Source organism: Brevibacillus parabrevis (genome assembly GCF_022701015.1).
GTDB lineage: Bacteria > Bacillota > Bacilli > Brevibacillales > Brevibacillaceae > Brevibacillus > Brevibacillus parabrevis.
The window spans coordinates 1,138,517-1,160,290 of the sequence record NZ_CP064090.1 but is presented as its reverse complement, the minus strand read 5'-3'; the positions used below and the strand labels follow the sequence as shown (position 1 = coordinate 1,160,290).

Sequence of the window (21,774 nt, the reverse complement as noted above, 5' to 3'; positions counted from 1 at the left end):
TCCAAGCTTGCTTGTTCTTGAAATCATTGTACTAGAGCGGCCTCAAGATAGCATCAGTCGCTGGAGTTGTTTTCCATCGGTCCCTAGACGGATGCGCTGTCGTTTACCCTGCTGCCGTTATCTTCCAGCGGTTCGACTAGAGCTTTTTGCTCCCATACCCTGCTCCTCCAGCGGAAAAACATCATGACTCCGCGTATCCATTCATCGATCGCAACGGCCAGCCATACCCCCGCCAAGCCCAATTCGGTGTGAAACACTAGCACATAACCTAGCGGCAGACTGATTCCGACCATCGAAATCAGGCCCATATACACCGGAAACTGCGTGTCTCCTGCCGCACGCAAAGAGTTGATCAACACAATGTTAAAGACCCGCCCGGTTTCCAGCAAAATACTGAGCAAAATAATTTGCGAGCTGATCCGCAAAATTTCCGGATCAGTCGTGAACAAGCCCATGATCGGCTCGCGGAAAATGATGATAACCGTGTTGACTACAACGGTGTAAAGCAAGCCCCAGCGCAAGCTTTTCCACACGCGGCTATACGCTTCTTCGCGTCTGCCCGCACCTACAAGCCTGCCTGTTATAATCGCCGTGCCCATGCCGATTGCCAAGCTGAACAAATAAATAAACATGGAAAGATTGAGCACGTATTGCCGGGAAGCGAGCGACGACGCGCCCAAATACGTCACATAGTACAAAAAGACGGCCTGACAGCCATGGTACATGATTTGCTCAACCGCAGATGGAATGCCTACCTTGCAAATTTTGCTGACGTACGTCCATTTGATGGTAACATAGTCTTTGAATGCTACTTTGACCTCAATCAGACGGTAAAACGCCCAAAAATAGACGAGCAGCCCAAGTGCCCTGCTCAATACCGTAGAGATGGCAGCACCCTCTACCCCCAATGTCGGAAAACCAAAGTGCCCGAAGATCAGCAAGTAGTTCCCGATGACGTGCAGCACATTGATGCCGAGCGAGATATACATGCTCTCTTTTGTAAAGCTATACGTACGAATGACACTTGCCAATGTATTGATAATCGCCTGAATAAACAGGCTTCCCCCGACGATGATCATATACGACTGGGCCATCTGCAAAATTTGCCCTTGCAGATTGACGCGTTCGAGCAGTGCATTCCCAAACAAAACGAAGCTTACGCTGATTGCGATGCCGATCAGCAGATTCAACGTGACCGCAACCGCTCCGACTCTCGCTGCATCGACCATTTTTTTGGAGCCGATATACTGCGCGACCACAATCGAGGCGCCATGTCCTGCTACTTCCAAAATCAAAATGGCGATAAAAATAAATTGGTTGGCTGCCCCAACCGCCGATACAGCCGCGTCAGAAACGCCGCTCAGCATGAACGTATCCGTGATGCCGATCAGCATGAACAGAAACAGCTCTAAGAAGATCGGCCAAGTCAGCTTGAACAGATTGTACGCATTGCCATCTTGTTGACCTGTTTGCCGCTCGGCTACTGTCATATCCATACTTTCACCTATCCCATCTGGTCCTCTCTCTATGCATAGCGACATTTTACACCGTAACCCACAATGCGCGGAGAAAACTCGACACTTTTTACAAGATCTTTATGAAAAGGGGGTCATACGATGGAAAAAGCCCGCCTGCCACAAGTGATACAGGCATTTCCTTGCTTCGCTCATGTGCCTTTGCCCGCCTGGTCGAACAACGAGATCTACGTGGAGCGCTTTTCTCCCCGGCTCGTGATGGACGAGGGCCATCTGTTTGCCCATGCTGCCTTCGTCCTGGAAGGCAAAGTGCGCATCCACAAGATCAGTGAATCCGGACGTGAAATTACGCTGTATCGCGTCACCCGTGGCGGCGTATGCGTCCTGATGATGGCAAGCATTCTCGGAGAGCTTGAATATGCGGCATCTGCCGAGCTGGAGGAAGAAACCGAGCTGTTGCTGCTGCCCGTCAAAGTGTTCAAGCAGTGGCTGGACGAGTACAAGGACGTGCGCCAGTTTATTTACAGCACGATGATCAAGCGAATGGCTTCCGTGACAACCTTGATGGAAAATATCGCTTTCAAACCGATTGATTACCGTCTGGCCGAATTTTTGCTCAGCTGCACTACTGAGTCTGACAATCAGTTGCTCATTACCCATGAGGCGATCGCCATTGAGCTGGGAACAGCCAGAGAAGTAGTCAGCCGTTCCCTCAAAGAGTTCGAATCGGCAGGCTGGATCAAGTTGGGCCGCGGGCGAATCACCAACATCGATCGGACCAGCCTGGCAAACCACCTGAAACATTTGTAGCCGTTATGTGCGCAAGTCACAGAAGCCAACGCCCTCTCTCCTCTACAATGGACATGAACGTGAAGTTACCCGTTACGAGAGGATGATGAAGGTGTCCAACACGCCGTCGTATTACGAAAAAGCAAACTTGTCCCGCATTCCCGACTTGATGAAGCTTGCCCCGGAAGCAGCCGCCTCCTATCTGGCGTTCGAGAAGCTGGTTTATCAGGACTCTCAGCATCTCGAGCGGAAAACAAAGGAGCTGATCGCGATTGCGGTCGCTCATGTTACGGGCTGCCCGTATTGCATCGACGTCCACGTAACAAAGTACAAAGCACTGGGCGGAACCATGGAAGAAATCATGGAGGCGTTGCTCGTAGCCGCCACAACCCGTGCCGGCGCCATTCTCAGCCACGGTGTCAATGCGCTTGCCGCCTATCGTGATGATCCTGCTTCTCCCCAATGCTTTTGCTGAATGAAAAGGCAACTGACCTCCCTTTTAACAAAGGGGGGCTTTTTTTCGTGAATTGTACAATTTTGCACAAAGATCGCTGAAATTTTCTAATAATAGGATTGCGACTATTTTCCTACCAATGTTATGGTTAAAGGTAGGGGCAAAGTAAAACAGGAAAACACACATCATACCGCTTCGACACAGGAGGTTTTATGGCTCGTATACTAATTGCCGATGACTCGATAGTTGTCCGGGAATACATCAGACTCATCCTACAACGGGCTGGACATCAAGTTATCGCAGAAGCGGCGAATGGACTAGACGCCTATCAGCAGTACAAAACGCATCAACCTGACGTAGTCATGATGGATATCAACATGCCAGGCATGAATGGTATCGAGACTGTCAAAAAAATTATCAGCACATTTCCCGATGCCAACATCATCATGATCAGCACCTACGGTTTAAAGCATTTGGTTTTTGAAGCCATCAACGCAGGAGCACGTCACTATATTACGAAGCCGATTGATGAAGAGCGCCTTTTGGATTCTATCCAGAACACCCTCTAAACATGCGGCCGATACACAAAAAAACTGAGGGGCTGCTCGGGCGCCTCAGTTTTTTTATGTTTTCTATCCTCGCAAAGTCTCGGCGTCGAGCGGAATCCGGAAGCAAAAGCACGTTCCTTTTCCCCGTTCGGAAATGACCTGCACTTCTCCGCCCAATCGCTCTACCTCTCGTTTGACAATCGGCAATCCCAAGCCTCTGCCCGAATAGATGTCTGCTTCTTCTTTTACACTGATCTGTTCTTCAAACAAGGAGCGTAGCCATTCTTCCTCTGTCCATCCTGCTCCAAAGCCTTGTTCCAGCCCATGCTGTTTGAGCTTTTCAAGGTCTACGCCTTTGCCGTCATCAGCTATGGTGATCAACAGCGAAGCATCCTCCTGCCAAATCCGGCAGCTGATCGTGCCTTTACTCGCCTTGCCGACCGCAAGCCGCTCACTTTCTGTTTCCAAACCGTGATCGATCGCGTTTGTAAAAACATGAACCAGGCTGCTCGCAAACGCCTCGAAGCGATCGTGATCCACCATGATCTCCTCCGCCTCCAGTCGAAGCGGAGCAACTGCTTTGTTCAGACGCTGGCCCAGTTCGACGACATAATCGTGATAGCGCTCGAACATGTCTTTGACTGGTTGCTGACGCAGCTCACGAACAAGCTGATCCACCCGGGCAGACAAGTCATCCGGCAACAAGTCTGTGACTTTGCTGATGAACTGCTCCCATCTGTCTCTTTCGATCGTCATGCCTTCCTCGACACTATCCAAAAAGTGATCGCCCAGCTTGTTGCGAATGATTTCCACGTCTTGCTGCATGGCTGCCTTGACTTGCTCAACAGGCAACTGATTGTGGAAAGCGTCGTCCATTCGCAGCCCTTGATGCTTTCCTTGCTCTAACAGCCACGTCTCCAAATCATGCAGCTTTTGCGGAGTCTCAATCAGATGGAACTGGCTGAAATCGCCTTTGAACTGATGAATTTGTTCCACAAGCTTGATCAGGCTTTCCGACTCCTCCATTCCTTCTGCGAAGTGCATTTTCCACCCTTCCGCAAAAAAAGTCGTGAAGGCGCGATACGCTTTTTGGAAAAGCGGCAAGCTTGTCGCCACAGTCAAAATCATGTTCAGCTTTTGCCATTCCTGCTCCATCTTGCTTTCCAGCGCTCTTTGCTCGCTCAAGTCAGTCAAAATCAGCATCAAACCTTCTGGCGAGTCACGCCGATCTTCGTGAATCGGTTTGCACTCCAGCTTGAGCGGCAGTTGGTTGATGCAAATTTCCGTAGGGAAGAGGCTTAAATAAAGCTCTTTTTGCCCCTGATCTTTTGTATCGAAATACTTTTCCAAAAGAGATTCGACAAACGCCTGCTCCTCCGGTCGATTCGGATACAGCAGACTGGCTACCGATTCCCCTGCCAGCTCTCTCCCGAACATCCGCAAACATTCCCGGCTGTACTCGGAATGGACAAGCATGTTTTTGGAAAACGACAGGAAGCCCTGGCCTGCATTGTTCAGCAAGTTTTTGTTCGCCTGCAACAGCGATTGAATCTCGGTCGTCCGTTCAGCGACGATCATCTCCAACGACTGGTTCCATTGTTCCAGCTGGTGATACAGGCGGGCATTTTCAATAAAGATCGCCATTTGCGAGAAGATCAGCCGCAGCGGCTCTGAGCGCTTTTCGTTGAAAACGTGCGTCGTCTCGTTGTTTTCCAGATAGATGACGCCGATCATCTTGCCCTGCTGCCACAGCGGCGAACACAAGATCGACTTGGGCTTGTTTTTCGTGATGTACGTGTCCCGGAAAAAGACGCCCTCTACAGAAGCATTGTGCAAAACGAGCATTTCTTCGGTGCGGATCGTGTAGTTCACTACGGCGACAGACAACATCCCGCTATGTTCATACGGCACCGATTGCATGATTTCCACATCGAGATCGACTGACCCCGCCGCTTCGATCACCCATTCGCTCTCGTTTTTCAGGATGAGAATCCCTTTCTCCGCTCCGGCGTTGCTCATAACCGTCCGCAGCATCGTAGCCAAAAGCAGTTCCAGCCTGATCTCGCTCGCCATCGTCTGCGATGCCTTGATTACGCTCATCAGGTCGACGAGATCGGCCGACTGCTCTGTCGCAGCAAGCTCTGCCGATGCTTCCAGCCCTCTGCCGCGCTGCAACAGGTGCGGGTAGCGCTCCTCAATCTCCCTCGACTTCGCCAGAGCGCCCCACTGCATGTACGCCTCGTAAGCTTCGGTCATGTACACCCTGGCGATCGTTTCCATCCCCAGATCCAAATAATGATGGGCGGCAAGCTCTCCGGCAAGTGCCTCATTTTGCAAAAAGCCGTCCTTTTTCGCGAGTTGCAGCGCTTCGTCGTAAAGCTCGCCCGCCACCTGGCGCTCGCCGTTCACTCGCTTCCATTCGGCGCTCATCAGCAAGTATTTGTGCTGGAAGTTTTCCGGGCAATGGGCAGCCCAGCTCTTCATTTTTTTCAAATGAGTCTTGATCTTTTTCGCATAGCGGATTTGCTCCCGGCGGTTGACGCGCTTGTACAGCTTCGTCAATGCCAGGGCATGCATGAATACATGCTGGCTGACCAGCACCTGGCCGCTGACGGACTCCATCCATTGCTCCGCTTCGCTCAGCAGCTTCGATGCCTCCTCGTAGTTGCCGTACATGAGGTGGACCATTGATTTGTAAAAGTGGTACATGTACCGCTTGTAGCTGGTGCCTTCCGCCTGCAAGCTGTCTACGTATTGAGTCTCATCGAAGCTGTCCCGGCAAAATACCGTCTGCTCTGCTCCCGTCCAGTGCGTAAACGTATTCAACGCCTGGCGCAACAACAGAAGACGATCGTCATGATCGACTACTTTCATCTGACAAATCAGATCGGCATACTCTTCAATCTGCTGCTCCAATTCCTCCAAAGGCAGCCCGCAATAGAGCATGGCTTCCAGCAAACCGTGCGCGTTATACGCCGCATAGATGTTTCCTCCGCCGTCCATTCCGAGCTGAATGGCTTTTTTCAGCAGCGGGATGTTCGTTCGGGCGTGATCGCACCAATGGTTGATCAACAGGGCAAACGCGCCGTACGCCTTGGTCATGGCAATCGGGTCGGCAAAGCCATCGGCTACCCGGCAAGCCAGCTGTCCGAACTCATACGCCTCACGGTAATTGCCAAATTGCGTACCGAGCACAATCCCGTAGCCCGTGTATCCGTTGGCAGATGCAACCGCATTCCCGTGCACGAGCGACAAATGGAGCACCCGTAAAATCGTCAGGGCAAACCAGTTCGGATTGACGAAATACGAGGATGGTCCTGCATTGCTGATGATGCTCATCGCCATCTGGTAATTCTCTTCCGGCACATCTGGCAAGTACAGCAGCTCATCGATTTTGTGGCCTTTGAGCTTGCGCTTGATCTGCCACATTTCCTTGATAATATCTAACTTCCCGGGCTTGAAAGGAATGGGAACCTTGAGCAGTCCGAGCGCTTCACTGGCGATATCCACCACACGCGAAAAGTCGGCCAGACGGGTGTACATGTTAATTTGCAGCTCCAGGACGCGCACTCGCTCGCGGTTGGTCTTGGCGTGCGATAGCGCAAGGGAAAACAGCCGATTCGCATCTTCCATATGGTTGCACAAGTACGCTGTCTCGGCGTAGAGCGTGTACAGCTCCATCGACAGGTTGTGATGCTGGTCCCAGGCAGACTCCCCGAGGAACATCGTCCCGCGCTGAAAATACTGGAGGGCGGCGTCAAAGGCAGTAGAAGCCATCGCTTTTTGACCGGCAAGCAGGTGGCAATGAGCGACCTGGATCCTTTCCGCCGCATCCTCGATCATGTCCGCGCCCCGGTACATGTGCTCGCATATTTCAAACAGCAGCACCGACTCGTAGGAACCGGACATGTCCCATATCATTCTCCCGAGCTTGACGTGTGCCTGTTTCTGCTCCTCTTCCGAAAGCGAGGAGTAGGCAGCCTGCTGGATGCGGTCGTGCACAAAGCTGAACTGGATCGTCACTTGCGACAGGTTCTCCTCTTCCTCTATCGCCGCATAGCTCAAATACTCCGCGCCTTCCAGCGGATAGATCAGCCCTTCTTCCATGGCGGGCAAAATGTCCCGAATCGCTTCTGGCTCGTTCAAGCCCTGTGCTTTTGCCAGCATGCTCAAGTAAAAGGAGTTGCCCAGGCACGCCGCATAAGCCAACAGCTTCTGTGTCACCGCAGGCAAACGCCTTACTTTTTCCACGAGAAAATCTGCTACGTTCTCCGTTGTGTTGAGCTTCTCGATCTCTGCCAGCTCCCACTTCCAGCTCCGCTCCTCCGGGGAATACTGCAACAGATTTTGATCGTACAAAGACTTGATAAATTGTCTGGAGTAAAACGGGTTGCCTGCCGTTTTTCGCATCAAAATCATCGCAAGCGGCTTCGTAACTTCAAGTTCTGTATGCAGTGCATCGGCCAGCATGGCATTAATTTGCGTGAGCCGCAGCGGCAACAGTGTAATTTGCCGCAACATCCTGCTCTTGACCCCAGCTTCTGTCAAAATCGCGACCAGAGGATTGATCGCTCCTCCATCCTGCTCGCGATAGGAGCAAACGAGCAGAAAATAGCTGAGCGGCAAGTCGGCAACAAGCTCGCGGATCAAAAACAGCGAAGAAGAATCGGCCCATTGCAGGTCGTCGAGAAACAGCACTAACGGGTGCTCCGGTCTGGCCCAGATGCGAATAAATCTTTGCATGACCAGTTGAAAACGGTTTTTGGCCTCCGCCGCAGGCAGCTCCGGCACAGGCGGCTGCTTGCCGATCACAGCCACCAGTTGAGGAATGACATCCACGATGACCTGACCAAGCCCTTGCATCGCTTCGAGAATCGTCGCCCGCCACGTCGCAAGCTCTCTCTCATTGCCTGCCAAAAGCTGCTTGATCAAGTCCTGAAAGATTTGAATGATCGCGGAATAAGGCACGCCTTGACGATACTGGTCAAACTTGCCGGAAATAAACCGTCCTCTGCCTTTGAGGAAAACTTTTTGCGCCTCAAACACGAGAGCAGATTTCCCCACGCCCGCGCTGCCGCTCAACATGACCATGCGCGATGCTCCGTTCGACACTTCCTCAAACGTGTCGATCAGCATCTGGATTTCCTGTTCCCGGCCGTAGAGCTTTTCCGGTATGTGCAAACGGTCAGCGCGGTCATGCTGCGCCAGTGGAAAGTGACCGATCGTTTCATTTTTGGCAAGCTGGTCGAGACATTGCTGCAAGTCTGCCACCAGTCCAGCCATACTGAAATAACGGTCTTCCGTATTTTTGGACAAACACTTCATCACGATATCCGACAAAATTTGCGGAATGGACGGCTTTACTTGCGAAGGCGCCATCGGCTTTCGGGCCATGTGGGCATGAACCAGCTCAAGCATGTCCGACGTAAGAAAAGGCGGCTTCCCGGTCAAAAGCTCGTAAATCGTCACGCCAAACGAGTAAATATCTGTCCGGTAGTCCACCGTCCGATTCATCCTGCCGGTCTGCTCAGGCGATACGTAGCGCAGATTTCCCCGCCATTCTTTCGGGTTCATCACGCCTTGATATTCCTGATATCGCCTCGTCGCCAAGCCAAAGTTGATCAGCTTGACCTCGTACGTATCCGGGTGAATCAGTATATGAGCGGGATTGATGTCTTTGTGGATTATTCGCTGCTGATGAATTTCCTCGATGCATGTAGCGATGCGGATCGAAATGGTCAGGATGTCTTTTAGCGACAGCTCTTTCATTTTGCTCAGCAAGGAGAGCGGCACTCCCCCGAAGTCTTCCGTGATCAGCGCAGTCTCCCGATTGTGATCAATCAATTCGACAGCATTCTCCACCGCGTATGATTCGAGAGATTGCAAGATGCGGTACTCGTGTTTCAGTCTCCAAAGCGACTCCTTGTGCGTGGGACCCTCACGTGGCTTTTTAATGATGACGGGCAGGTTATCGCTGTTTCTGAACCCACGATAAAATCCCATATTTGAATGCGTCGAGAGAAACTCTGTCACTCTGTATCCTGGAATCACGATCATGCCGCTCATACTATCCACTCCATCTAGGTAGAACATCCTATCATTTATGTTGTTGCTTCAGGTCAAATAATCTATATTGAATATATATTCTGTCATAAACTGCTATTTTTCTACTAATACTTATGGAGGTATCTCTATGGCAAAGTTGAGTCGTAGCGTAAGTAACCCTTACACCAATGAGACAGTCACTTTTCTGAAAACAACAGAAGAAACCAAGGGGGAATATTTGCTTTTCCGAACAGACCTGCCGCCTGACAATGGAATTTTTCTACATTATCATACCGAACTTACGGAAACCTTTGAAGGGATAAGCGGAAATTTAGAGGTAACAATTGACGGAAAAAAAATCATTTTGAAGCCGGGAGAGACTTTGGACATCCCTCGCGACCATATTCACGGCTTTTACAATCCTTCAAAAGAGTTCATCAGCTTCACCGCGGAAATCCGTCCTGCCGGCACTTTCGAGTCGTTTGTCCGTTGCGGATACGGCCTGGATACGGACGGTCGCAGCTTCTACATGCCATTTTTGAAGCAGTACCTGCCTAAAAACATCCTGCTCTTGGGCACTCTGTTCAAAATGGGGGAATTTTATGTTCCCTACCTGCCTCTTTTCCTGCAAAAAGCGCTGTTCGGTTTACTGGCAAAGCTGGCGCATTGGACAGGTGCCGACAAGTCGCTGGAAAAATACTACATTGGCACTGTCGAAGACGCCCTGCCCGAGCAACCGCTGCAAAAAACACCCTGACTGTTCATTCCAGTAGGGTGTCTGCAAATGTTGATTCTTTTCACACATTCCTAGCTCATCGAGCACTACCGGTTCAGTGATTGAATTTGCCTTGATACCTCCATGATAGCAAAACACTGTACCTATTTCCAATGCTTCAAATTTTTTCTAGGACTGATTTACCAGTTTGCTCTCGCTAAACAAACCGGGAAATCAGTCCTGTTTCCCAATGAAAGCACGTTCAGCCAGGCAGCATGTCTCTATGGCGCCGTCGGCTTATCCGTACTCTCTAGGTCTTGCGTTCCGTTTTCTGCTGTTTTTTGTCGAACGGGCTGAATATGCGGCTCCTCCAGCATGAGTCGGTAGGCAGGAACGTATTCGGCCTGGACCACATCCGGGACGGGCTGCTCAGTCACCGGCTTTTCCTGCGGAAGCTCCGGCTCCGTCAGCGGCTTCTGCTGCGAGAGCATGTACCCTGCCACGGCGCCTGCCCCCATCAGGACGACGACAGCGGAAAGCATCAGCTTTTTGTGCCGAAACAGCTTGGCTAACGGATTGGCTGTCTCGCTGCGCACCTCTTCAAGCAGTTTGCGAAAATCGGCATGACGTAACGCGGACCAGCGCTTGCGCCATTCTTTGTTGCGCAGTCTTTCAGCCTTGTTTTCCAGAAAAAGCTGCCTGAGAGCAAGACGATAGGCTGGCAACAGCTGCTTGCCTTCGAAAAACAGGCGCTGTGCCAACGTCCATTGCACAAACGAGAACAGCGTTTCTTCCCCGCCGTGTTTTTGGACAAAGTCGAGCATCTCGGTGAACTGAAAGCCGTCCTGGCCAAAGCGGTCTTCATGGTAAAAGACGAGCGGCACGTGCGCGAAGTCTTCCGTATCGAGTGGCGAAGCCAGCATGTTTTGAATGATTCGCTGCTGGATTCTCACCTCTTCTCGCTCCCACTTGCGGAAAAACTCGGTCGGGTGCAGAACCCCCTTCGTTTCCCGCAGTTGGGCTACATTCATGAGCATCTCCTGCTTTTGCCTGCTCGCTACGTCCAGCGTGCCGAAGAAGCTTTGCGGCTTTTCCTCCAGGAGCGCGATCATCTTCTGAAAGTCGTCTCTCGACAGCTTCTCCAGGTCAATCAGCTTCAAAAGCGACTTGTCCAGCTCGTCCAGCAACGAATCAGCAAGGTTTCGCGCGCCGTCCAGGTTATCGAAAAACTGGTGAATGGCTATTGCGGTATCCAGCTTGTTTTTTTCACGCGCGAACAAGCGAAGCAACTTCTCGGTCGTCTCTGCCGCGAAAAAGGCATGGCGCATCGCTTCCGGGGCCATCTGCGCCCAAAAGCGGATTTCTCCCAGCATGCTGTCCATCGTCGTCACAGCCGCAAGCCGCTCGCTGAAATACCGTTCGAACAGCGACTTGATCAATGGCTCGGATTGGAAAATCGTCTTCATCGTCATGCCAAACAGCTCAGGGCTGGCAGCCAGATGCTTGAACACGTCCGACAAAAGCCCGCGCTGTCCCGCTGCTTGCGCTCGCATCAGCACATTCAGCAAGTAGCGAACCATGTCCACGCGCAGACGATCCTGCTTGCTCGCATCACTTGATTCGATCATCTGCCGGATCGTCTCGCCGTCGGGCAGCTTCTTCTCGGCAAGCGCTTCTACCTCGATGCGAAACAGCAACAGTTGCAAATCATGCAGCCGCTTGTTTTTCATAAGACCAGGGTGGCGCAAATAACTCACCAGCGCCTGCCATACCCCTGCCCGATTTTTTTCATAGACAGCCGTCCGTCCTTTTTCGATCAAGTAGAGCGCACACAGCTCGTAATACGTGCGCAACTGCAAAGCCAGCGACTGATCAGCCCCCGCAAGCACTTCCTCGCAAAACGCATGGAATTGGGCAAGCGCCTGCGGCTCATTCACATTTTCCCAGGCAAAATCGAGATATTCGTGTCCGCCATCCTGCAAGTCGACGTTTTGCACCCGTCCAAGCGCCAAATCAAACAAAAAGTCCTTGTCGCTATGTCCGCCGCCCGGGCGAATGCTGCCTTTTTCCACGAACATGACGTGAATATGCTTCTTGCTTTGCGGCTCGCTGCTGTATGTGAGAAAGCCAAAATGTCTGCGCAGCTCGTAAGGCAAGCAGTTGTACAATACTTCCAGCAGTTGGCTTGCCCTGGTTGCGGCTTCGCTGATGTCGACATCGAGACTGATGAACACCTTTTTCTTCGCTGTGAGCGAGGTCATGACGGCATAGAGCAACTGTTTGAAAAGCCGCTCGTCAATCCCGAGCTGCCCAAGCAGCCGCTTCCGGTCAACCGTCAAGTCTGGCTGCCCTGGAAGATCGTCTACAGCAGGCAAGTCTTTGCCGTGCGCGTCATCGTGGCTGCTCGCGAACGAGCGCACCCCGAAAACTTTCTCCGGCTTCGCAATAAACTCGTCCCGTCGCGCGGCAGGAATGACGTAGTTGTGGCTGAAAAACGTATTTCGCTGGCCGGTAAAATCAGCTCCGACAAACACGCTTCTGCCCAGAACCATCTCTCCCGACTCTGCGTGAAAGCAAACGAGTGCTTCCGGGTAGGAAGACAGCTCGCCCTCCCCCCGCTCCTGAAGCTGTCTGGGCGCATCGTATACGCAAAAAGGGTGCAGTGTCTTCTTGATAAATTGGTTGTCCAGCCCCGGCGTCCTGGCCACGGTATCGTAGCCTTCGTTTGAACGGAAAACACCCTGTCGCCCGCGTGTGTAGTATTGCTGCAAAATGGGCTGACGGTTCACTACCGCTCCCTCCCCTCGATGTAATCAAGCTGATGCATCAACCAGATAAACGGCTCGTCCACACGGATTGGTGTCACGACACCGCTCACCTTTTGATTGACCGGATTGCTGCCCAGCGCTGATACAGCGAAGTAGGCCGTATTGGTAAAGTAGACCTCCAGCGCGTCTTTGAACGGCCGATCCACTTTCTCGATAAAACGGCTGATTTCCCCGTTGATGTTCTCAAACTCAGCCGTGTTCAAATATTCCTCATGCACGAAATTGCGGAACACGTTGCTGTTGGACTTGATATACTCGCCGTCCTCTTCCTTGATCAGATGCAGCATATCGCTTTTCGTCAGCACCACAGCTGTCGGAATATCCGTCTTGCTTTGCTCCTGGTAGCCAATGAAGTTCTCAAACAAGGTGATGACAACCTCGCGCGGCTCGTCGTATCGCGCGGTGAACTCGCCCGGTTCATCCCCGGCTCTGAGCATGACGCGGTCACGAATCGTCCTGATTTGCAACGGATCGACGAGAAACAGGATGCCGGACGAATTTTTCACGTGGGCGGCATACAGCTCCAAATACTCGCGATCGACCATTCCTTCACCGGCAACGTCGAAAAAGACGAGAATCAACGGCGCCTTCTGGCTGTCCTTGAAAATGAACTGAAAAATGAACGGCTCCTGCCGCTTCTCTTTTTGCGTGGAATCGAGAAGCTGGCCGCGCTCGAACAGCGGCGCTTCATAGTTTTCGCGGAACTTCCGGCTGATTTGGGCATTGAGCGGCATGCAGGCAGCCTGGAAGCGGTTCGCTGTCGAGTTTTGCAACGTATGGATCAGAGACGTCATATAAACCGATTTGCCCACCTGGGAAGCTCCGACAATCGAGATGATGTTGCTCGGTGCTTTACCCGCTGTAATCGGCAGCTCATTGTGGCACTTGGGGCACAGTCTGCGCTTGGAAACCATCCCGTACCGATCGGTTACACCGACAAGCACCTGATCGACATACAGATGATTTTCCGGCGGAATCGACTCCGGATCGATGACCGCTTCCAGCTCGTCGATGGCATCCAGACCGAATTTGTCCCGGTACGCATTGAGAATCTCGTCCTCTTGCAGGGCGTAGTCCTCGTCGTCCTGACGGTAGTGGGTTGCCCGGAACACCACCTCTTCAGGGCCGTATTTGGCAAAGCAGTACGGGCAGACGATATCGTAAAAAGGCAACCGCTCGTTCACTTGCGGCTTTTTCTCAAACATGTTTTTCAAAAACGACAGCATGGCTTCATCCTCCTATTCAGGAATCAGTTCGTACATTTCCCCGTATTTTTTCCCGTCCGTAAAAAAGAGGCGGATGACGTCCGTTTTCCTGACCTCGATTTCTGGCAGCAGATTAACCCCTGGAGCCAAATCCCGAATAAACGGGTACTGCATTCCGTCATCCTTGTGAGCAGGTGGAGAGCCTTCCTTTTTCACATAGCACAAAACGTCTTTGGCAATCGGTATCTCCGAAAAAATCCGGATTTGCAAGGCTTGCTGCTTGCGAAACCAGCTGCCGCTGCGCTTGAATGAGTAGTAGATTTTTGCCTTCCCCGTACTGACATGAATCACATGAGCGTCACCTTGCGGAACAAGCAGGATCGGCTTGCCGTTTTCCAGGCGGCAAGGAAAGATGCGATACGTGTACCTGCCGATGCCATCCGCCTTTTCGCACAGCCCTTTGTGCACCTTGTACTCCTCGCGCGTGTACAGCTTCCATTCGTGCGCTTCGATCAAGCTGACATCAAACGGCGCGCCGAACAAAGACTTGTGCACATAGACGCAAGGGACGTCTTGCCCCCAATGCCAGTTCAGCACGAAGTCACTCCCCTGCTGCTGGCACGTGACGTTTTTGATCAAGGCTTCCGTTGTTTCCTCCCGATTGATCATCGTTCATCATGCTCCCTTTACAGATCAAACCGCTTGCTCTCGCCTCTTGCTCCCAAAGCGCGCGGGCTTTGCTGTGTCGCCATTCTCCGCCGTTGAAAAGACGAGCCGCCACTGGCCGCAGCCGGTATGAACAGCGTAAACAGCGTCAAAATGACGGCAAGTACGGCGCAGGCGATCAGGCGCACCACCACATCCAGCAAGTAAATCGAGGACAGCCCCATTTCCAGTACAAGCCCCGCCAGCAGGCCGGACACCGCGCCGCCAATAATAAAGCTTTTCGCCAAATGACGATTGTCAAAAATCAGTCCCAAAGCCAAGCCGAGCAAACCGCCGATGATCAGCAAGCTGACCACGCGCAAAATCGCGTACACTGTGCTTTGTGCGGTTGCTCCCGTCCGTTCGAGAACGAGATTGCGATCTTGTCTGCTCATATCGTAAATCTGGCCGAAGATGCCCGTCATTTCGTCAGCGTGCTCGACGTTGAAATAACGGCCCCCGGTTTCAGCGGCAATTTGCTCCAAAAGACGCGTACCGTCCGCGTCCATCTGGCTCATTCCGACCGTATGGACGATCACCTGATGCTGCTTGAAAGGCGCCAGTGCAGCAGGAATATCCAGGCTGGTGTATCCGTCCGACATCAGCACAACCGTGCTGTTCTCGACTTGCTGGGCCGCGAGAAGCTGGTCAAGGCCCGCCTTCAACGCCAGATCGATGCTCGTTCCCCCATCTGTGCGGGGAAAATTCAACAGCTTTTGCACGACATCGTCCTTGGTTGCCTGGCTGCTCAGTGCTACGAGCGGCTGCAACACTTGTGTCTGATCGTTAAACGTGACGACAGCAATCTTCATATCGTTGTCCATTTTTTGCACCATGTCCGCAGCAGCCTTGAACAGCTGGTTGTCCGGGTCAGACTGCTGCATGCTGCCAGAGGTGTCCAGCAGCATGACGATGTTGTTCGCTCCGCTCGATACTTGAAAAGACGAGCCGTACAGCAATTGGAGCAGCATCGCCACGACACCTACCATGACAAAGGTGCTCGGCACGAGCATTTTCCAGGAAAAGCCCAGATAGCGCTGCTTCCAGCCCAATCCGTTCAAACGCGGCGAGATCATTTCTGCGAGCAGGCACATCAACCCTACGAAAAAAGCATATTGACCAAAATAAAGTCCAATTAACAGCCAGTGCGCCATCTCGCCAGCCAGACGCTCCAGAATGACTTCTCCTACAAAAAAACCGATGACGCCGCCCACCAGACTGCAAACAACCATGAGCAGGCTCAGCTTCCTCTGACTCATGACGTTCCCTCCTCTCCCACGCGGCCAAATACAAAGCCGCTCTCCTCATAGGAGGAGTGATACTTCTTGTTGTTGCGGTAAAACATCAAATCTTCCACGCCGAATCCACCCATCAGGTTCATTTTTTCTATCCCGCTTTTTTGCTCTTCGTGGATGCAGCCTTGCTTGTAGGTTCTGTTGCCTTCATCCTGACGCAGCACGTACTGGACGAAGTCGTTGTGAATATCCGCGAACAAATACTTTTCCTCGTAACGGTGCTTTTGCAAGAAATGAAACACTTCGATATGAACCGCTGCCCGCTGTTCCAGCACTTGCGACAAGTCCAAAAACAAATCGTCACGGGTCAGGACTGTCCGGTTATCGTAAGCAGCTCCCACATTGGCCCGCGCAAGCAGCTCTGCTTCAAAAGACAGGGCAAACGGCGAGCGGGTCAAAATCTCGTTGCGGCAAAACTGGCACAAACGCTCCACCAGACCGGCTATCCGGTTTTGGAACAAAAGAGCGCCACTGCCGATGTAGCGCTGCTCCATGTAAAATCCGCTGCCTTTTGCTGCTTCCAGCGAGCGCATCGTGTCGCGGACGACGGACTCGTAATACTCGTCCACGTTTTTCCCCAAGTAATCGGTCGCTTCCCGAACGCTTGCCTGGGCGATCTCCCGCAGTTGCCTTTGCAACCCTTCCAGTTGCTCGACCTGTTCCCCGATCTGCCTGTGAATCGCCTCTGCCTGTCGCTCGTAGTCAACCAGCATGGCAAGCAAAAGCTCCCATTCCAGCAGTTCCAGCTTCTTGTCATAGACGACTTGCAGCAGATGGCGCGTAAACGTACGGACGCGCTCCTTGTCCCGGGTGAAAAAACCGCCTAACCGAATGTCCTGGCGATCGACCCGCTGCTGATAAATCTCGTTCAGCTCGGCACGGATCAACTCTACCTGACGGGCAGCTTCCCTGATTCCCGTTCGCAGCTCGTCCTGCAAATTCGCTCCGTTGGCCAGTTCCGCTGTCAGCTGGTAGGCGGCATACAAGCCGAAGCGCTCATCTGCCACGACCTGATCCTGAATTACATCCGCCAAAGGCTCTTGCGCAAGCATCCGCTCCAGCCTGGCCTTCGCGCCGGAAGCGATATTCGCTTCAAAAAAGGCTTGGCTGCTGCCGTCGAACAGCGCCAGCTCCGCTTCGCGCATCGTCATGCCTGCCAGCTCCCCATAGCTGATCCCCGACGTCATCAGCCCCGACATTTCCTCCAGCACGTGTGGATCAGGCAAAATCGCCGCCATTTTGCGCTCCAGCTCATGCGCTGACAGCCCCAGCTTTTCCCGCGCCTTTGTTTTCGGCACAAGCTCGCCCTCTCTCAACTGCTCCCAATAGCGGTCAAACACAGCCGCAAGCACGGTCAGCGCGATCGCATGCGTCGGCCGCTTCACTTTGGACAAGCCTGCTGTGGCAAACCTGGTCGCAGAGCCGTCTCCTGCCATATTGCGAATGAATTGCAGCTTGCTGTAGCCCTCGTTGCCTTCGCTGAACTCATGTTCTGCCTTTTTGTTGTTCAAAAGCACCAGCTTGCTGACCAGCTCGTAATTTTCCTGCATGCCGCCCTCGATAAACAAGCCTTGCTCCGTCTTGTCACTGAGCAGATAGGCAATCGAGAACAACGGCGCCCGCTCGTGCTCGACGGGCAGCTTGACGAGATCTTCCGTCACAAGCAGACGCGACCGATAGCGGAAATCGCTGCTTTGATAATGGTTCAGCTCTTCCAAAAAGCTGACCGAGAGCGCCGAGGAAAAGCCGAATGCCTCCCCGTTGTTTCGCTCTTGCAACAAAACATACAGATCAGCAGACACGTTTTTGAACAGCTCATTCAAGTAGCTTTTCAGAAGCAATGTCAGCTCGGGCAAAAGAATGGCAGCGGGATCATCGGCCCGGGTCACGACAGCGATATTTACTTGCTGAAAGGCCGAAAACAGCTTGCCCATCTCGGCAACGCGCACGCTCGCCAGCTTCATGAGCTTGTTCAGCTCTACCTTCCCTGCTTCGTCTTGCAAAAAGCGTTCGTGAACGGAGGAACGCATCGTCTTTTTGTCGACATCGGCTTTGGGCAAACGACAACCAAGCACTTGCGGGTGCTCCCACGTCTGCTCCTGATAAGCATGGACGTAGAGAACGCCGCGGCTGTTCTGCCAGTCACGCTCATTGCTCGCACAGACAGCTCGCAGCGCCTCCACGCACTTGTCCCCGACGAAGAGGAACAGCACGGGGTTTTGAATGCTCCGCTGTCCGTACCCGCTATCCAGCTGTCTTTGCAAATCTTCCACGTATTGGGTCGCGAACTCGTTAATCAAATCCCTCATGCTTCCTCCTTGCTTATTGCAGCGTTTTGCGCATGTCGTTTACTTTTGCCCAAACTTTTTTGTAGAACTGGTACATCTCTTCGCCATTCACATACTCGTCGCGGTCGTACTCCAGATCGTTTTTCACAGCCTGGAACGCCGTTGCAATCTCGTCCAGCTTATTCAGCAGCTGCTCGGTATTTTCTGCCGTCACAAACGCGTCGCTGCGCTTTGTCGCTTTGCGCTGGAGGGTCGCCATGCTTTTGTGGTCGAGCGCGCGGAATTTTTCATAGATGGCAAATTCCACGTGCTTGTTCACCTTCATCAAGTTGACGAACGGGTCCCACGCTTCCTCTTCTTCGTCCTTGTCGTAGACGTACAAGGCTCCGCGCTTGCAAATCGTGCCTGTGTAGAGCGCCTCGATATAGCGGGTCAAAATCTCTTCCTCGCCCTGGATGGCGTTGACGATTTGCTCCAGCTCCTGGATTTTCGCTTCGATTTCCGCGTATTTGCGGTCTTCTTCTTCCAACAGGCGAATCAGTTGCGGCGAGCGAATCAAGTTTTCCTTCGCCAGCTCTTCGTTGATGCTGCCGAAAATATCCCGCACCGTTTCTGCCGGAAGGCCGTCTCTCATGAAGCCTTTCAGCTCAGCCAATGCTCGCTTGATCTCGCCGGGACTCAGCTTGGCGTTGCCTCCCTGATGCTTGTCCAGAAAAGCGGCGACGGAGAACGGTTTGGTCACGACGCACTCATAGCGGTTGCTCGTCTTGCTGTCGTCGCCTTTTTCCCGGATGCTGCCGTAGCGCAGTCCGCGGTCAAACAGTTCCCGCACTTTTGCGTTGTAGGCTCTGATCCGGTCGTTTTGATAAGTGTCTCCCCACGATTTTTCCGGGATTGGCGACGGGAGGTACGCCCAGTTGTTCTTTTCGGTCTGCACGAGGTGGCGGCCAATGCCTTCCCGGTCGAGAATCGTGCGCTCATAGCTTTCTTCGTACACTTTCAGCGGCGTGTAGGCAAACAGCGGAACGCCGTTTTTCGTATTCAGCCAGAAAATCCGGTTTTTGACTTCGCTTTCTTTTACCGTGAACCGCGAACCGCTGATGGCTGTGTCCTGGTAGTTGCGGATTCCTTTCAAGATCGACGGTGCTTTCAACGGAACAGAGACGAAGCCCCAGGAAGGGAAGTGCATGTTGCCGAGATTGTTGCTCAGGTGGAAGACCGGAATCGCCTCTTCGTCCAGCTTGCTGGCGATTTTGCGCTCCACGATGCGGTCAAGCGTCTCGTCCTGCCCGTATTTGATCACGAGGAACTCTTCCATCGACTTCGTAATCAGCTCGCCGAATTTCTCCGAGAGGAACTCCGAGATCGAGCTGACGATATCCAGCTCCTGCTCTTTGACCCACTTGTCGGAATGGCGGAGCAGCTCGCTCGTGAAGTCGCGGATCAGGTCCTCCGCATCCTTTTGCTCCAAAATGTTCCCGACTACTTTGGCAATGTCCGGCACACTGACGATGTTCCAGTAGTACGTTTTGTTGCCTGTGCGGTCACTCTCTTCCCCGCCGTTGATCAAAATGTCTCCGTTTTGCTCAAAAATCAGGTTGAGCGCGTTCAAAATCTCTGTGAACACGTTGTAAATGCGATTGTTTTCCGCATTCAGCAAACGGTGCAGCTCTTCGTAAAACTCGATCATTTGCTCCAGCTTCTCCTGATCAGCCAAAAGCTGGTACTCGTTGATTTTCGCTTCGATGTAGCTGTTTTTCTTTTTCTCCTTGGAGATAAAGGCGCTTCTCGCATCGCCGAGCTTTTCGTTGGCGTTCTCGCGCGCCCCCTCGATCTCCCGCGGGTAGCTTTCCAGCGTCGCTTTCAGGCTCTCCACGTAAGAGAGGATCATTTTCATCAGGCAAAAGCCTTTGTCCGAATGAATCAGGCGGGACGCGTAAAACGGCCCTTGCTGCGGATGCAGGAAAACACGGGTAATCATTTCTCCGAACACGCCGATCATTTCGCCAGGCGTCTGCTTTTTGCATTTGATGTACGCTTCCCGCGCTTTTGCCAGGTAGCCTTGTTCCAGCTCATGATCGATGCTCACGACTTGCTGCGAAATGACGTTGCTGTAGTTCAGCCGTTCGCTGTTCTCATAGCCTGGCAACGGCTCCGGCACCCGCTCTTCGAATTTGCGGGAAATCGAATCGATATCAATGCCGAGCTTGCGGGCGAATTTCTCCGCATCCTCTTGCGTCGGAGCGACCTGGAACATTTTCTCCATCTTTTTGAACAAGCGGTATGCGAGATACGTCGTCATTTCCTCAATCGGCAAAACAGCGGAGGAAGCGCCGATGACGTTGTATTGGTAGTTGGCCGCGTACGATTTTGGCATCTGGTTGATGTTCGTACGGATGTTGCTGATGTAGTCGTGAATCGCAAATTCTTCGCCTGAACGCTTTTCTTCGCTCGCCATGAAGTTGGTAATGTTCTCGGCGGTGACGTTCATGCAGTAGTCGTAGGCGTTTTCCAGCGCTTTGCCCTCAAGGTTGGTCGCCGAAATCAAGTGGCACAGGTTGAACGGCGGCATCGGCGACTGGACGGTCAGGACACTGCCGTATTGCTGACGGAAACGCTCCTGGCGCTCGTCCGCATTCATCCAGTAATCAAGCTCTTTCAGAGCCGCGTAGCCGTTTTTCATGATGTAGTCGCGCGTGTGCGAGCTAAGGCTTTTGTTCGACAGATTGACGTCCGGCGTAAACAGATAGCCGAGCGTGTTGACCTTGTCTACTCCCGCACTGCCGAAATCCCGCTCCAAAATCCCGCGTACGATGTAGGCGATATCGAGGAAACAGCCGCTGCCCGTTCCGCCGGACAGACCGCTCAACAGGAAGACCGTCAGCTTTTTGTTCGTGCCCTCGCAAAGCATTTTGATTTTTTTCTCGATCGTTTGCACGACTTGCGTGATTTTCGTGAACAACAGCAGTCGTCCTGCCTGGCGCACACCGGACGCACCGCTGATCCCGTCCGTAATCGTCAGCTCCGGCGAGAGCCAGTCCGTGATGTACGGCTCCAAAATGCTGCGGTTTTGCAGCACGCCGCCGATTTCCGGGTTGGACAAAAGCACAAACTCAGTCACCGGATCGAGCCCGATGCCTTTGTACTTTTTGTTGCGGTCGTGCTCGTTCGTCTCAAACGCGATAAATTCGATATTGTCCGGCTTCTCCTTGCGCTTTTTCGAAAGCGCGTCTACCGGCAGCTTGAAGCGTCTGTTCACCTGGTACTTCAAGCGCAGCAGCGCATCGATGCCTGTACCACCCAGACCGATGACGAGCATCGGGTTGTCGATGGTGTCTACACGTATTTTGTCACTGACGATACCGCCGCCAAGCGATACGTCCAATTGTTGGATATGCTCTCTCACTACTGCTTTCATGTTTGATCC

The 21,774-nt window shown here is 52.7% G+C and carries 12 protein-coding genes; 4 read left to right on the top strand and 8 right to left on the bottom strand.

Annotation, left to right across the window (positions count from 1 at the left end; all coding sequences use genetic code 11):
- Positions 1–83: 83 nt before the first annotated feature.
- A complete protein-coding gene (locus IRJ17_RS05610) occupies positions 84–1,496 on the bottom strand; it encodes an MATE family efflux transporter (protein WP_242773629.1) in 1,413 nt (470 codons plus the stop codon).
- Positions 1,497–1,616: 120 nt separating this feature from the next.
- Between IRJ17_RS05610 and IRJ17_RS05605 the strand changes: the two genes are divergently transcribed.
- The 3 genes from IRJ17_RS05605 (at position 1,617) to IRJ17_RS05595 (ending at position 3,287) form a co-directional block, all read left to right on the top strand.
- The gene (locus tag IRJ17_RS05605) at positions 1,617–2,285 is read left to right on the top strand and encodes a Crp/Fnr family transcriptional regulator (protein ID WP_242773627.1); all 669 of its coding nucleotides are present in this window, start codon (positions 1,617–1,619) and stop codon (positions 2,283–2,285) included.
- A gap of 91 nt (positions 2,286–2,376) precedes the next feature.
- Positions 2,377–2,739, top strand: coding sequence for a carboxymuconolactone decarboxylase family protein (locus IRJ17_RS05600; RefSeq protein ID WP_122962420.1), 363 nt, complete (start codon positions 2,377–2,379; stop codon positions 2,737–2,739).
- A gap of 191 nt (positions 2,740–2,930) precedes the next feature.
- Entirely contained in the window at positions 2,931–3,287 is a 357-nt protein-coding gene (locus IRJ17_RS05595; RefSeq protein WP_122962419.1) for a response regulator, read from the top strand.
- 63 nt (positions 3,288–3,350) lie between these two features.
- Here IRJ17_RS05595 and IRJ17_RS05590 read toward each other — a convergent pair whose 3' ends face one another.
- Positions 3,351–9,332 carry an AAA family ATPase gene (locus IRJ17_RS05590; RefSeq protein WP_412679196.1) on the bottom strand — a complete coding sequence of 1,994 codons (5,982 nt, stop codon included), beginning with the start codon at positions 9,330–9,332 and terminating at the stop codon, positions 3,351–3,353.
- A 127-nt stretch (positions 9,333–9,459) separates the two neighbouring features.
- On the opposite strand from IRJ17_RS05590, the gene IRJ17_RS05585 reads away from it, so the two are divergent.
- A complete protein-coding gene (locus IRJ17_RS05585) occupies positions 9,460–10,068 on the top strand; it encodes a cupin domain-containing protein (protein ID WP_122962417.1) in 609 nt (202 codons plus the stop codon).
- Positions 10,069–10,307: 239 nt separating this feature from the next.
- On the opposite strand, the gene IRJ17_RS05580 is transcribed toward IRJ17_RS05585, so the two are convergent.
- Genes IRJ17_RS05580 through IRJ17_RS05555 form a run of 6 tightly spaced genes read right to left on the bottom strand, consistent with a single transcriptional unit; the run spans position 10,308 to position 21,765 of the window.
- Positions 10,308–12,815: a GAP1-N2 domain-containing protein gene (locus IRJ17_RS05580; protein ID WP_173600086.1), complete on the bottom strand. Its 2,508-nt coding sequence runs from the start codon at positions 12,813–12,815 to the stop codon at positions 10,308–10,310.
- Positions 12,815–14,080, bottom strand: coding sequence for a TRAFAC clade GTPase domain-containing protein (locus tag IRJ17_RS05575; RefSeq protein WP_122962415.1), 1,266 nt, complete (start codon positions 14,078–14,080; stop codon positions 12,815–12,817). The genes IRJ17_RS05580 and IRJ17_RS05575 overlap by 1 nt, the downstream gene beginning before the upstream one ends.
- A gap of 12 nt (positions 14,081–14,092) precedes the next feature.
- On the bottom strand, positions 14,093–14,728 hold the full coding sequence (locus IRJ17_RS05570) for a beta-mannanase (protein ID WP_122962414.1): 636 nt from the start codon (positions 14,726–14,728) through the stop codon (positions 14,093–14,095).
- A 17-nt stretch (positions 14,729–14,745) separates the two neighbouring features.
- The gene (locus IRJ17_RS05565; RefSeq protein WP_242773625.1) at positions 14,746–16,023 is read right to left on the bottom strand and encodes a vWA domain-containing protein; all 1,278 of its coding nucleotides are present in this window, start codon (positions 16,021–16,023) and stop codon (positions 14,746–14,748) included.
- Positions 16,020–18,368, bottom strand: a complete 2,349-nt coding sequence (locus IRJ17_RS05560) for a hypothetical protein (protein ID WP_173600084.1) — start codon at positions 18,366–18,368, stop codon at positions 16,020–16,022. Before IRJ17_RS05560 ends, IRJ17_RS05565 begins: the two co-directional genes overlap by 4 nt.
- Before the next feature lie 13 nt (positions 18,369–18,381).
- Entirely contained in the window at positions 18,382–21,765 is a 3,384-nt protein-coding gene (locus IRJ17_RS05555) for a tubulin-like doman-containing protein (RefSeq protein WP_173600083.1), read from the bottom strand.
- Positions 21,766–21,774 lie beyond the last annotated feature (9 nt).

Excerpts from the sequence above, each read along its gene's own strand:
- IRJ17_RS05610 (WP_242773629.1), bottom strand. The coding sequence starts at position 1,496 with ATGGATATGACAGTAGCCGAGCGGCAAACAGGTCAACAAGATGGCAAT.
- IRJ17_RS05605 (WP_242773627.1), top strand. The coding sequence starts at position 1,617 with ATGGAAAAAGCCCGCCTGCCACAAGTGATACAGGCATTTCCTTGCTTC.
- IRJ17_RS05595 (WP_122962419.1), top strand. The coding sequence starts at position 2,931 with ATGGCTCGTATACTAATTGCCGATGACTCGATAGTTGTCCGGGAATAC.
- IRJ17_RS05590 (WP_412679196.1), bottom strand. The coding sequence starts at position 9,332 with ATGAGCGGCATGATCGTGATTCCAGGATACAGAGTGACAGAGTTTCTC.
- IRJ17_RS05585 (WP_122962417.1), top strand. The coding sequence starts at position 9,460 with ATGGCAAAGTTGAGTCGTAGCGTAAGTAACCCTTACACCAATGAGACA.
- IRJ17_RS05575 (WP_122962415.1), bottom strand. The coding sequence starts at position 14,080 with ATGCTGTCGTTTTTGAAAAACATGTTTGAGAAAAAGCCGCAAGTGAAC.
- IRJ17_RS05570 (WP_122962414.1), bottom strand. The coding sequence starts at position 14,728 with ATGATCAATCGGGAGGAAACAACGGAAGCCTTGATCAAAAACGTCACG.
- IRJ17_RS05565 (WP_242773625.1), bottom strand. The coding sequence starts at position 16,023 with ATGAGTCAGAGGAAGCTGAGCCTGCTCATGGTTGTTTGCAGTCTGGTG.
- IRJ17_RS05560 (WP_173600084.1), bottom strand. The coding sequence starts at position 18,368 with ATGAGGGATTTGATTAACGAGTTCGCGACCCAATACGTGGAAGATTTG.
- IRJ17_RS05555 (WP_173600083.1), bottom strand. The coding sequence starts at position 21,765 with ATGAAAGCAGTAGTGAGAGAGCATATCCAACAATTGGACGTATCGCTT.